We start from the raw sequence: 13,835 nt of genomic DNA on the forward strand, positions 1-13,835 counted from the left end.
ATCCTCCAATATATTTTTTACAAATTATAACATTGTTTATTTGTAATTTGTATATTTTGGTAAATGATTTAAGTTAATTTTAAAGTAAGAGAAAGGTTTATTAATATGCAATTTTGCATATGTAGAGTAGTTTCTATTAAAATATCAGGATCTTGGACTATAATAAGAACCGCTATAAATGTAAGTAAGAATGATGTACGGAGTGGAGAACAGAAATGAAATATAAAAAACTAGTATATATCCTTTTCATATCGCTATTCATAGTCGGTTGTCAAAGTGAAGTGAGTAAAGCGAATAGTGTGGAGGAGTATATTCCATCACGCCTTATGAATGCGGAAGTTACGGCGGATATTATGACGATTGAAATGGATCGTGATACCTTAAAAAAAGTAGAGGTTATTACTAAAAAAATGAGTGATCATGTGAAAAATGATAAAGAGTGGTATGTAAACTACATATCGGGGCATATAGATAAACAGGTGAAGCCATATCATCCTAATTTTGGTATTACAGAAGAAGAATATAACTTTTTTAGGAACGCCGTTGAGAATAGTAGTTTATCTAATACAAGTGATGGAAAACTGCAATTTAAACAAAAAAGTAACCATGAGATAGAAATTGTTTCAAGCAAAAACTTAGAGCTATTTCGAAATATAGTAATTGATACGGAGAAAAATATAGTAAAAACTTCGTTTGGAGAATGTCAGTATGTTGGAGAAGAAAAAACATCTTTGGAACAAAAGATAACGGGGCCCTGGCATGGCAAGCAATGGATGCTAAAAGAACAAAATTTAATTTATATATTTTCTTTGGGTAAGCTTGAAGGAGAGGATAAATCCATTATTGATATTTCAGTAAAAGGTATACACGAAGGAAAACTTATTAGTAAAGAGGAAGTAATTGAATTCCGTTCTATTTCATAAGGAATCAAAAAAATCACCTTACTTAAACAAGTAAGGTGATTTTTTATTAAATAAACAATCCAGCGATTGTTGCAGATAAAATAGAAGCAAGTGTCGATGCAAATAGCATTTTCCAACCGAATTTTGATACGATGCTTCCTTGCTTTTCAGAAAGGGCACGGATTGTACCAACGATTGCACCAATTTGGCTAATACTTGCAAAGCTAATTAAGAATACAGTAACGATTCCAACTGTACGTGGATCTAATGTTGCCGCAGCGCCTTTTAAATCAAGGATTGCTACAAACTCGTTTAATACAATCTTCGTACCCATAATACCACCAGCTGGGATAATATCATGAGTTGGGATACCCATTAAGAATGCGAATGGAGCAAGTATATAACCGAAGATTTGTTGTAAAGTAACAGCATATCCCATTGCACCTGAAGCAGCGCTGATTACGTAGTTTACAACTTCCATAACACCGATAAAGGCGATCATTAATGCGGCAACGATACCAGCTACTTTTAAACCATCAAGCGCACCGTTAATCATTGCGCCGATAAAGCTGTCTCCGAATAGAGTTCTATCAAATTTTTGAATCACTTCATCTTCCTTTTTCGTATCAACTGGTGTTAATAACGAACAAACGATTAAGCTTGAGAATAAGTTTAGTGGAAGAGCTGCTAGTACATATTTCGCATCTAACATCATTACGTATGATGCTGTAACAGAAGCAGAAACTGAGCTCATCGCAGAACAACAAATGATAAACATACGGTTTTTATTAAAATGCTGTAAATCGTTTTTAATAACGATTAACGCTTCACTTGAACCGAAGAATACAGAGTTTACTGCGTGGAATGATTCAACGCGTGGTAAACCAGTAATTTTTGAAATTGCACCGCCGACAACGCGAACGATGAATGGTAAAACACCTAAATAACTAAAGATAGAAAGTAGTGCTGAGAAAAATACGATAATTAATAATACATTTAAGAAAAAGACAAAATCTCTTTGAATTCCATTAAAGAGAAAATCGACACCTGTCGTACCAAGTTTAATTAGTTTGTTGAAAACTTTACTAATGAAGATGATAATTTGTTGACCAATTTTTGTGCCAAACATAAACCAACCGATTAAAATTTGGAAACCAATCATAATAGCAATTGCACGGAAGTTGATTTTACTTTTGTTGTTTGACAAAGCAAAGCATAAACCTAAAACGACAAGAATACCGATAATGCTCATTACATATTGCATGTAGTTGCTCCTTTCAGAAGTTCGTATAAAGTTTTTACATAAAACGCTCGTTATATTACTAAAAATAAAGTAATGGAAGTTTCATGTCATACGTAAGATGTCTGACCTTTTTGAAAAATAAAAAAAAGACCCCTATGGATTTACTTTCATCTATGAGAGAAAGCTAATCAATAGGAGTCTTTTTTATACATAGGCTAATATTCATTAGTTTTCCCCATAGTCCAGCAATTTAAGGTTGCCGGGTAGAAACTCTCGATCCATATTATCGACTATATATGAGGTAACATCGTCCGTATTAAATTAGTAGTAGCGTAACATTACTAGAGAACTATCGTCAATAGCTTTTTTTCTTCCAATAGAAATAGACCATATAAGTATGATAAAATGTAACGCAGTGTTATGAAAAAGAGAGGTCGGAAAATGAGTATAAAAATGACACCACCAGTTGAAAAAAACGAGTTTATAGATGTAGTGTTTGAAGATTTAACACATGATGGTGCCGGTGTTGCGAAAGTGAAGGGATATCCTATTTTCGTAAAAAACGGATTACCAGGTGAGGAAGCGCAAATTAAAATTATTAAAGTGAAGAAAAACTTCGCGTTTGGTCGTTTAATGAAGCTTCATCAAGAAAGTCCATATCGTAAAGATGCAGAATGCCCCGTGTACAACGAGTGCGGAGGTTGTCAACTTCAGCACTTAACATATGAAGGACAATTAAAAGCGAAAGAAAAACAAGTACGTGACGTTATGCAGCGCATCGGTGGATTAAGTGATGTTCCTGTTCATCCTGTACTTGGAATGAAAAACCCGTGGGTATACCGCAATAAAGCACAAGTGCCAATTGGAGAACGTGAAGGTGGACTTGTAGCTGGTTTCTATCGTCAAGGAACGCATGACATCATTAATATGGAATCATGCTTAATTCAGGCGGAAGAAAACGATACATTAATTCAAGAAGTAAAACGTATTTGTGAAAAGCACGGTATTTCGGCTTACAATGAAGAGCGTAACAAAGGAACACTTCGCCACGTAATGGCTCGCTACGGACAAGTAACAGGGGAAATTATGCTTGTCTTCATTACACGTACAGCTGAATTGCCAAATAAAGAAGCAATCATTGAAGAAATCGCAGCGAAATTCCCAGAAGTAAAATCAATCGTTCAAAACGTAAACACGAAACGTACAAACGTTATTTTCGGAGACAAAACGACAGTACTGTACGGATCAGAATATATTTATGACTTTATCGGTGACATTAAATTTGCGATTTCAGCACGTTCATTCTATCAAGTAAACCCAGAACAAACGAAAGTACTATATGATAAAACGTTAGAATACGCAAAATTAAATGGTAACGAAACAGTAATTGATGCCTATTGCGGAATCGGATCAATCTCTTTATTCCTAGCGCAAAAAGCGAAAAAAGTGTACGGTGTTGAAATCGTTCCAGAAGCAATCGAAGACGCAAACCGAAACGCAGCACTAAACAACATGACAAACGCTGAATTTGGCGTAGGAGAAGCAGAAGTAGTTATTCCAAAATGGTACAAAGAAGGCGTAATCGCCGACACAATGGTCGTAGACCCACCGCGTAAAGGCTGTGACGAAGCATTACTAAACACAATCATCGACATGAAGCCAAAACGCGTCGTATACGTATCGTGTAACCCAGCAACATTAGCACGCGACTTAAAAGTACTAGAAGAAGGCGGATATAAAACGCAGGAAGTACAGCCTGTTGATATGTTCCCGCATACGACTCATGTAGAGTGTGTGGCTTGGCTTAAGTTGGTATAATAAAAAAGCAGTTGATATAGAAAAAATCTATACCATCTGCTTTTTGGTTTATAAAAATACCATTCAGCAACGATTTTAGTTAAAATAAATATTACTGATTTTCACAAATTATAAATGCCCAAATGTACTGGTGTTATTTGGATTTATATTTTTTAATTGAGAGTTTGAAGATGTATTCATAGTGAGAGGATTTGAATTTGAAATGATAGATAATTTTTGGAATGATTTACCACGACCGTTTTTTGTACTTGCACCAATGGAAGATGTGACAGATGTTGTTTTTCGTCACGTAGTAAGTGAAGCTGGTTGCCCAGATGTATTTTTCACAGAGTTTACAAACTCGGATAGCTATTGTCATCCAGAAGGTATGAAAAGTGTACGTGGCCGTTTAATTTTTACAGAAGATGAGCAACCGATAGTCGCGCATATTTGGGGAGATACTCCTGAATATTTCCGCCAAATGAGTATTGGTATGGCAGAGCTAGGATTTAAAGGTATCGATATTAATATGGGCTGCCCTGTACCGAATGTAGCATCAAGAGGAAAAGGTAGTGGCCTTATTCTACGTCCAGACGTTGCGGCAGAACTTATTCAAGCAGCAAAAGCGGGCGGACTACCTGTCAGCGTAAAAACACGACTTGGCTTTAAAGAGTTAAGTGAGTGGGAGGATTGGCTAACGCACATTTTCAAACAAGATATTGCGAACCTTTCTATTCACTTACGTACAAGAGAAGAAATGAGTCAAGTAGATGCGCACTGGGAACTAATTCCGGAAATTAAAAAATTACGTGACCGTATCGCACCAAATACGCTAATAACAATCAATGGAGACATTCCTGATCGTCAAGCTGGAATGGAACTTGCTGAAAAATACGGTATTGATGGCGTTATGATTGGACGAGGAATCTTTAAAAATCCGTTTGCCTTTGAAAAAGAACCGAGAGAGCATAGCAGTCAAGAACACCTTGACCTTTTAAGACTGCAGCTTGACCTTCAAGATCAATATGCAGAAGTACTACCACGTTCAATCACAGGGCTTCATCGCTTCTTCAAAATTTATGTAAAAGGATTCCCTGGAGCTGCTGAACTAAGAAATCAATTGATGAACACGAAATCAACTGATGAAGTGCGTGCGTTGCTTGATAAGTTTGAGGCGAGTGTTGATAAGGATGGAGATAGTGAAACAGTGTAACTTTTGAAAGTTAGAGGGGATAGGGTGTAGCGATTTTATGAGTGTTTGTTCCATTTTAATTAAGGTGAACCGTATCATAAGTAAGTGAGGTATTCTATGTAAAACAAGGGTAAGAAAAGAATACAGGAGAAAATTGAAAATGGCAGGTTGGTCTTGATTTTCACTGATATTATCATGTTTATTTTATTATGCCTATAACTTGGAGGCTATGTGAATGTTAAGTGATCAGACGAGATATTCTAGGCTCGCGAATATAACAAAAATAATAAATACAAAATTAGAACTACGTGAAGTATTGCAGCGTGTAACAATGGCGATATCAGAGGAGATTGTTAGGTGCAACGCTGTTGGAATTTATTTACCCCAGGAAGATGGAACATTTAGAGGGTTTGCAGGAAAACCAGAGACCATAAATGGCGTAACGCTCGATACTCAGGTAATTGATCCTGAAATAGACTTACTGGCAAAAGAAGTTATTGAAACCAAAAAAACCATCTCTATCCCTGATACCTCAAAGGATCATCGGCCGGATCCGAGACCAGTTGATGCGTTCAAAATTAAGTCCTTATTAGCCCTACCTATCTCATTTGGGCAAGAGTTATTTGGTCTGGTTTTTTTATTTGATTATGGAGTTCCAATGAACTTAACAGATTCAGAGATTCAAAGTGTTGAAGCTTATGTAAATATGGCTGCGGTCGCAATTCAAAACGCAAATAATTTAACACAAAAGGAAAACCTTATTGCCGAGAAGCAGCTGTTACTAGATGTTACCCGTGATTTATCAATGTGTTCCTCGATACAGGAGAGTTTTGATAAATGTTTTTTTTACTTAGGACAGATTTTAGAGAGTAAAAACATGGCTGCCCACCTTTTAGACCCGCTAGACAAAACAACGATTAAAACAACGAAGTTAAGCAAGGACTGTGATTGGACAGAAGCGGATTGGATGGAGAAAAGCTATGAAGCCAAGATCCAAGAGGTTATTCAAACAAAAAATATAGATAGTAAGGGTCTACTGATGATTCCATTGGTTTCAATGGGAGAAGTATTAGGGGTAATCGTCGTGGGCAAAGAGGGAAAAGCTCACAATTACGATAATTCCCAAATTCAACTGGCAAAATCTATCGTTGATGCCACAGCTCCTACGTTTTCAAACTTGTTATATATGGATCAACTTGAAAGCATGGTGGAAGAGCGAACGAGAGAACTAGCTGCTGCTAATGAAAAAGTTACAAGTGTGATTGAAATTATTACGGATGGATTCTTTACTTTGAATAATAAATGGGAATTCACGTACGTAAATAAGCATCAATATTTTCCACAAAGAAAAACAGCAAAAGATGTATTAGGTAAGAATATATGGGAGGTCTTCCCGAGTAGCGTCGACGCAGTTATGTATAAGGAATTTCATCGTGCAATGTCAGAGCGAGTTACAGTTCATTTCGAATTTTTTTCTATCTCTGATGAATATTGGCACGAAGTTATTGCATACCCGTATGATGATGGTATTTGTTGTATTTTTAAAAACATAACGGAAAAAAAGCAATATGAGCAGGAATTGAAAAGGTTATCCAACATAGATTTAATAGGACAAATGGCAGCAGGTATCAGCCATGAGATCAGAAATCCAATGACAACAGTACGAGGGTTTTTGCAGTTATTAAAAGAAGAGCACACCTATGAGAAACATAATAAGTACTTTAAATTAATGATTGAAGAACTTGACCGTGCCAATTCTATTATTACTGAATTTCTCTCAATGGGTAATACAAAGAAATCGGATTTGCAGATGTTAGATTTAAATTCAATTATCCACGATATTATTCCTTTAATAAAGATTGATACGTATAATCAAAATAAATATATTCAAGTCGATACAAATGACATTCCAGAATTACTTTTAAATCGTAATGAGATACGGCAATTATTAATAAACCTATACCGTAATGGCTTAGAAGCGATGAGCACAGGGAAAATTCTAACCATTAGCACCTACAAGGAATGTCAAAATTGTGTGGTGCTTGCAGTGCGGGATCAAGGAAAAGGTATCAGGCCTGAAGTATTAGAGAAACTGGGTACTCCATTTTACACGACCAAAGATAATGGAACTGGATTGGGATTAGGCGTATGTTATGCTATTGCTACCCGGCATAATGCGAAAATAGAAATTCAAACAGGCTCGGAAGGCACTACCTTTTTTGTTAAATTTAATTATGAAAATAATGAACAATAACCTCATTTAGATTAGTTACGGTGAACCGTACCACAAATAAAAAGGAAAACCTAAGTAAACACAATCAATATATTTCACCTGAATTTTGCGTAACATTCATGTTTGAGTTGCCCACTAAATTAGAGTTGCATAAAAAGAAATGGACTAACCTATATCAGGTTAGTCCATTTTTAAGTGTGTTAATTAATAGTAAATCCCCATCCGTAATTTTGCGCGATTATCCCATCCTTTTTTGCTGTTTTAAAATCATCCCCAAAAGCATTAATCCACCTAAGACTACAAAACCTACCTCTAAAATGTTAAAGTAGTAACTTAACGATATTAATTTATACATGCTAAAAGCATTACTATAATCAACATTTCAGGAGGAAATACAATGGCAATGAGCAACAACGATATATTAAAAAGAGTAAGGTACGCTTTAGATATAAGAGATATAGATATGGTAGAAATCTTTGAACTTGGCGGGATGGAAGTAACGAAAGAGGACGTACTTGATATGCTTACAAAAGTAAAGAGAAGTCCACAACATGAAGCTGAAAATGATGATGTAATCGAAGATGAGTACGTATTAACATGCGACATGATGATGCTAGAGGCATTTTTAAATGGATTTATTACTTTAAAAAGAGGGAAGCAAGATCCGAAACCAGGGCAACCGGCACCTGTACAGAGCAAGGAGAGTGCCAATAACCTTCTTTTAAAGAAAATGAAAATAGCACTATCTTTAACGAGTGAAGATGTGCTTGATATATTAGACAGTGTAGGCGTCATCGTAACAAAAGGAGAGTTAGGCGCTTTATTAAGAAAGAAAGGCCATAAGCATTACAAAGAGTGCGGCGATAGATACGCAAGGAATTTCATTAAGGGATTAGGTGTAAAGTACAGAGGATAATAAGTTCGGTGAAACAGTAAATGATATAATAGATAGAGTAGGGCGTTTGTGTCCTATTCTTTTTTATTTGTAAAATAATACACTAGGTGATGAAATGGTACATACATATTTAGATGAGACAATTAATTTTCATATAACTTATAAGAAGAAAAAGTCGGTGCGTCTTTTTGTAGATTCGTACGGAAATGTGGAAGTGCAGGCTCCAAAGGGAACACCTGTTGAATACTTAGTCCAGCTGCTAGAGGAGAAATGGGATTGGATTCAGAAAACACGTAAGGACATGCAGGAGCGAGCGCTTGGACCACAGGAAAAGGATTATGATCAAGGCGAGGGCTTTCTGTATTTAGGGAATACGTATCCGATACAGATTTCTCAAGATGCAAGTATTACGCAAGACAATGCAGTTTTTGAAGGGGATAAGCTACACATTTACGTGAATGAGCTTAAGAATGAGAAAATCCAGCAGGCTTTAAAACGATTTTACTATAAGCAGTGCAAGGCATTAGTAGAGAAGAGTATTAAAGCGCATCAAAGTAACTTTAAAACAAAACCGCGTTCTATTCGTATTACAGATAGTAGTCGTACGTGGGGAACTTGTGATTCAAATCTACAGCTAACGTTTAATTGGAAGCTAGCAATGGCACCTCAAAGGGTAATTGATTATGTAGTTGTTCATGAAATGTGTCATATGGTTCATTTAAATCATGATCGCTCTTTTTGGCGTCTTGTTGGCAAGATAATGCCTGATTATAAGGAAATGGAAAACTGGTTAGCGTTATCTAGTTGGAAGATGACGGTTTAGTTATTACTTTAGATTGTGGAATGAAATAAAAGAGAACCCTAATGAATTAGGGTTCTCTTTGTACATAGATTATCGTCCAAACTTCACAGTGAAAGTATCGTCTATTCTCTCCATCGCATACCCACGATACCCCTCTGAAAGTAACGCTTGCTTTTCACTAACATCACTCATCGGAACACTTTTAACATTCGTCCAATCTCTTTCTGTGTCCTTACGCAATTCCTTCACAAAAACATACCGCATACTACCGCCATACTTCTCCTTCAGTGCAGCAATTTCCATCCCTTGCGCAAATTTATCTTTTAAACTTGGAATGTTAAAAGGTGCAACGGTGCAACAAACATAGTCGTACTGGCTGTCTTCTTTTTGTAATTCATCCATGATGACTGTGGCTAATATTTTTTGCATGCCATTTCCTCGACAGTTTGGATGAACGTTTGAGATTTCTTGATAGATGACGCGGTGTAGCTGACTTTCTGGTAGACCAATATCAAGCCCTAAATGTTCATCGTCGATAGGAGGGACTAGTAGGGCACGAAATGCGATGAGCTCGTTTTGTATAAACGCCCCGATCATCATGCCGTTTCCTTCTAGAATGTATTGAAATTCTTCTAGCGAGAGTGGTTGTAAACGACCTTTATCTTCTAGCGCTTCAACTATAACGTTTTGTAATGATAAAATTTGTTCCATATGTTCTAAAGATAGTAATGTAACGTGAAATGAATCGTTGTTTTGTTTTAATTTTCCTTCGTAAAGAATCGTCATGTGTTAGTCCTCCTTTAGCGTACAACGTCTTGAAAGACGGTTAATTCTTGTAATGTATTTTCGTTTATTTCAATGCCGAGTCCCGGCTTTTCGTTTAAGCGAATAAATGGTACGTCGTAATGTAAGTTTCCGATGTCTTTCGTGAATTTTAATGGTCCTGTTAGCTCGACGCTAGTAATGATTTTTTTTGAGAAAGCGACATGGAATCCTGCGGAAGAGGCAACAGATGATTCGACCATGGATCCAACTTGGCATTCAATGCCTGCCATTTCAGCTTGATGAGCGAGTTTTACAGCTGGATATATGCCGCCGCATTTCATTAGTTTTATATTCACTTTATCAGCTGCGTCTAATTTAATAATTTGGCGCATTTCACGAGAGCCTTTTAGTCCTTCATCAATCATAAGCGGAAGATCTGTTTTCGAACGAATATGAGCCATTGCATCAATATCATCCGCTACAACAGGTTGTTCAATCCAGTCAATGTTTAAATGTCCTAATGAACGAAGTGCTGTTAATGTGTTTGCGCTATTTTTCCAGCCTTGGTTTACATCAACACGAATCGCGATATCATTTCCTACACGTTCACGTACAGCTTCAATTCGTTTTACATCTTCTTTTACATTCGTGCCGACTTTCATTTTGAAAGATTGGTAACCTTTCTTAATCATAGAGGCAGCTTCCTCAGCCATATTTTCTGGATCGGCGATACTTAAGACGTGAGTGACAGGAAACTCTTCATGATAGCGTCCGCCAATTAATTGATATACAGGTTGATTTAATTTTTTGCCCATTATATCAAAACAAGCGATATCAATCGCAGCTTTCGCAGTAGGAATACCATAAATTGTATTGTCCATCATATCGTGTATTTTTTCGATATTCATTGGATTTTTCCCAATTAGAGCAGGAGCTAGTGTATGTTTTAAAACATGGAAAGTACTTTCCCATGATTCACCTGTAACGTGATCATCAGCAACGCCTTCACCGTAACCGATAATGCCTTCATCTGTTTCCATTTTGACGATAATAGAAGGCATATCAGAATAAGAACCATAACTAATAACAAACGGATCGCGAAGTGGTAAACGAATTGCGTAAAGATGAATAGCTGTAATTTTCATTGAATAAAGACCCCTTCCTGTTTACAATGGTTTTGTACATTTGATATAGTTGACGTTAAATAGTCGTTAATTAATGATAAGGAGTTAGAGAAAATGATGATAAAAATTGCAGTTGTCGGTTCAAAAGAGTTTATGGAGAATCTTTTACCTATTGCTCATAAACTAGAAGAAATAGAGATTGATCCATATATTTACCTTCATCCGGCAGAATCTTCTGAACTATTAAAGCGTTTAAAACCTTGTGATGCTATCTTTTTCTCGGGTGCCCTACCTTATTATATGGCAAAAGAAATAAGAGAACAATTACCAATTCCAAGTGTATATTTGCAGCAAGACGAGACAACTGTCGCATCTTCACTCCTTTCTATAATATACCATCAAAGTATTCAACCTCATAAAATTTCAATTGATTTAGTAGATCGTTCGTTTATTACAAATGTGTTCCATGACATCGGTCTACAAGAAACGCCGCAAGTGATGGATTATGAAAATATGTTATGGAGTAATGATGAAATTAAGAGAATCATTGATTTTCATTTAGCTAAATATCAATCTGGAGAGGTTGATTTAGCTTTAACTAGTATTCACGCTGTCTACGATGAACTTCAAAAAATAGGGATTCCTTCAGAGCGTATGATAGATCCAACGCAATCAATTATACATGGGTTAAAAGATGCAAAAATAAAAGCTGAGTTAGCAAAAAGCCATTCAGCTACTGTTGGTGCTTGTATTATATCCTTTATAGAGTTACAAGAAAGCTCGCTTGAACAATTAAATGTAATTTCAAAAGAATTACGTGGTTCATTTAAACAAGTTGATGAAATGACTTTTATTTTGTATACAACTCGTGGTGATATTGAATTGAGTATAAAAACAAATACGATAGACCGTTTATTTATGAATATAGAAGGCGCAGTATCTATTGGATTTGGTTACGGAAAAACAGTAAATGAAGCGGAACAAAATGCAAAAATCGCTCGAGGTTTCGCAAAGAATAATCCGATAGAAAGCTGCTTTTATATACTAACAAGTGATAAAGAATTATTTGGTCCGTTCCCGAAAGAACAGAGAGTACAAAGTTTAAAAAACGATAATCCTGAATTAATGAAAATAGCGAAGGAAACGAAGCTTAGTCCTGCAAACTTGTCAAAAATTATTCAGTTTAGTCAATCGCATCCATCATTGAAATTTACAGCGGCGGATCTTTCTGAGTACTTACAAGTGACTCGGCGATCGACGGAAAGGCTGTTAAAGAAATTAGTTGATTACAGATATGCCAATATTTGCGGCGAGGAAATGCCCTATCAACAAGGGCGCCCTCGTGCAATATATGAGCTAAATTTACCGTTGTATTCGTTTCAAAAATTTTAAGCTTCTAGTTGTGCTTTTTGCTTTTTCAGTAGGTCTGCTTTTTCAATATCAGATAGCTTCGTAATTGTGAAGCCAGTTATACCATAAATGATTGAGATAATAGGTACGATGAAATTCAATATAGCATAAGGAGCATATTCGAATGCACCGACTCCAAGTGTTGCGAGTATAAATACACCACATGTATTCCAAGGTACGAAAACAGAAGTTAATGTTCCGCCATCTTCTAATGCTCTGGATAAATTTTTAGAATGTAGTCCTTTTTCTGTGTACGCATTTGCATACATTCTTGAAGGAACAACAATCGAAATATATTGTTCAGAGCAAGTAAGATTCGTTGCAAAGCAAGATGCGATGGTAGAAGCGATAAGTCCTTTTGATGATGTCGCTAATTTTAAAATTTGATTTACAATTGAGCGAAGAATGCCAGTATGTTCTAGTACTCCGCCGAAAGTCATAGCGACAATTGTCATAGAAACTGTATTCATCATAGAGCTTAAGCCACCACGGTTAAATAGTTCATCTACTAACTTGTTTCCAGTGTCTATGACAAATCCACTTTGGAGTGCACCGACAGCTGATGAGACAGAGCCACCTTGAATAAAGACTTGTGATAAAAATCCTAAAATAACACCTACGAGAATAGCTGGTATAGCAGGGACTTTTTTAGCGACCAATACCATAACAACTACTGGTATAATTAATAGAAAAGGTGAGATAACAAAGTTTTGTTGCAATACTTGTAACGTTTGATCGATGCTTTTTGAATCAATATTGTTATCGCCAAAGCTTCTTCCTAAGAACGCATAAACGATAAGAGTAATAATTAAACCTGGAATTGTAGTAAATAACATGTGACGAATATGTGTGAATAAATCTGTATTTGTTAATCCTGCGGCTAAGTTTGTCGTGTCTGAAAGCGGTGACATTTTATCGCCAAAATAAGAACCGGAAATTATAGCACCGGCAACCATTGGAGCTGGGATTCCCATACTTAGGCCAATTCCCATTCCAGCAACACCGATTGTTCCCATTGTAGACCAAGAGCTACCGATTGCTAATGCAACGATAGAACAAATAATTGTAATTGAAACTAAAAATAGTGATGGAGTTAAAAGTTTTAAGCCGTAATAAATCATAGTAGCGACGATTCCGCCGCCAATCCAAGCACCGATCGTTAAACCTACAAGAATAATGATAACGATAGCGGGTAATGCAAGGCGAATTCCTTTATACATCGATTCTTCAATGTCATTCCATTTGTAACCGTATCGCCAAGCGACGATCGAAGCAACGGTTGTACCAATAATAAGTGGGACGTGAGGGCTTTGTTCTAATACAACAATTGTAACCATCATAACTGCAACTGTAATGATAATAGGGATTATTGCTATGCCAAAAGGTATTTCTCTTTTCATAAACTGCCTCCTCATTATGTATGTTTGTATTTTTAGAATTGTCGCAAAATAGACGTTATTAAGTTATAATAA

General features: G+C 36.3%; 11 protein-coding genes and 1 riboswitch. Of the genes, 7 read left to right on the plus strand and 4 right to left on the minus strand.

The genetic code is table 11. The annotated features are described in order from the left end of the window. Positions 1 to 215: 215 nt before the first annotated feature. Entirely contained in the window at positions 216 to 923 is a 708-nt protein-coding gene (locus MKX37_RS01905) for a hypothetical protein (protein ID WP_002186818.1), read from the plus strand. A gap of 46 nt (positions 924 to 969) precedes the next feature. Here the strand turns inward: MKX37_RS01905 and MKX37_RS01910 are convergent, their stop codons facing one another. After that, a complete protein-coding gene (locus tag MKX37_RS01910) occupies positions 970 to 2,166 on the minus strand; it encodes a NupC/NupG family nucleoside CNT transporter (protein ID WP_002063580.1) in 1,197 nt (398 codons plus the stop codon). 197 nt (positions 2,167 to 2,363) lie between these two features. Then, a riboswitch (purine riboswitch) is annotated at positions 2,364 to 2,465 on the minus strand. Positions 2,466 to 2,586: 121 nt separating this feature from the next. On the opposite strand from MKX37_RS01910, the gene rlmD reads away from it, so the two are divergent. From rlmD to MKX37_RS01935, 5 genes are all read left to right on the plus strand, one after another. Then, entirely contained in the window at positions 2,587 to 3,963 is a 1,377-nt protein-coding gene (gene rlmD / locus MKX37_RS01915; RefSeq protein ID WP_002140209.1) for a 23S rRNA (uracil(1939)-C(5))-methyltransferase RlmD, read from the plus strand. 202 nt (positions 3,964 to 4,165) lie between these two features. Next, a complete protein-coding gene (locus tag MKX37_RS01920) occupies positions 4,166 to 5,155 on the plus strand; it encodes a tRNA dihydrouridine synthase (protein WP_002186820.1) in 990 nt (329 codons plus the stop codon). A 214-nt stretch (positions 5,156 to 5,369) separates the two neighbouring features. Further along, on the plus strand, positions 5,370 to 7,388 hold the full coding sequence (locus MKX37_RS01925) for a GAF domain-containing sensor histidine kinase (protein WP_078422303.1): 2,019 nt from the start codon (positions 5,370 to 5,372) through the stop codon (positions 7,386 to 7,388). Between the two features lie 376 nt (positions 7,389 to 7,764). Then, positions 7,765 to 8,283: a YehS family protein gene (locus MKX37_RS01930; protein WP_002124916.1), complete on the plus strand. Its 519-nt coding sequence runs from the start codon at positions 7,765 to 7,767 to the stop codon at positions 8,281 to 8,283. A 94-nt stretch (positions 8,284 to 8,377) separates the two neighbouring features. After that, positions 8,378 to 9,085, plus strand: coding sequence for a M48 family metallopeptidase (locus MKX37_RS01935; protein WP_002124917.1), 708 nt, complete (start codon positions 8,378 to 8,380; stop codon positions 9,083 to 9,085). Between the two features lie 69 nt (positions 9,086 to 9,154). Here the strand turns inward: MKX37_RS01935 and MKX37_RS01940 are convergent, their stop codons facing one another. Both MKX37_RS01940 and MKX37_RS01945 read right to left on the minus strand, forming a co-directional pair. Further along, the gene (locus MKX37_RS01940) at positions 9,155 to 9,850 is read right to left on the minus strand and encodes a hypothetical protein (protein WP_002124919.1); all 696 of its coding nucleotides are present in this window, start codon (positions 9,848 to 9,850) and stop codon (positions 9,155 to 9,157) included. Positions 9,851 to 9,864: 14 nt separating this feature from the next. Further along, positions 9,865 to 10,974 carry a mandelate racemase/muconate lactonizing enzyme family protein gene (locus tag MKX37_RS01945; RefSeq protein WP_078422304.1) on the minus strand — a complete coding sequence of 370 codons (1,110 nt, stop codon included), beginning with the start codon at positions 10,972 to 10,974 and terminating at the stop codon, positions 9,865 to 9,867. A gap of 93 nt (positions 10,975 to 11,067) precedes the next feature. On the opposite strand from MKX37_RS01945, the gene MKX37_RS01950 reads away from it, so the two are divergent. Beyond that, a complete protein-coding gene (locus tag MKX37_RS01950) occupies positions 11,068 to 12,345 on the plus strand; it encodes a hypothetical protein (protein WP_002124924.1) in 1,278 nt (425 codons plus the stop codon). Here the strand turns inward: MKX37_RS01950 and nhaC are convergent. Then, the gene (gene nhaC, locus MKX37_RS01955) at positions 12,342 to 13,763 is read right to left on the minus strand and encodes a Na+/H+ antiporter NhaC (RefSeq protein ID WP_002151541.1); all 1,422 of its coding nucleotides are present in this window, start codon (positions 13,761 to 13,763) and stop codon (positions 12,342 to 12,344) included. The two genes, MKX37_RS01950 and nhaC, sit on opposite strands and share 4 nt — an antisense overlap. Between the last annotated feature and the right edge of the window lie 72 nt (positions 13,764 to 13,835).

Source organism: Bacillus sp. FSL R5-0709, from assembly GCF_038004785.1.
Lineage (GTDB): Bacteria > Bacillota > Bacilli > Bacillales > Bacillaceae_G > Bacillus_A > Bacillus_A mycoides.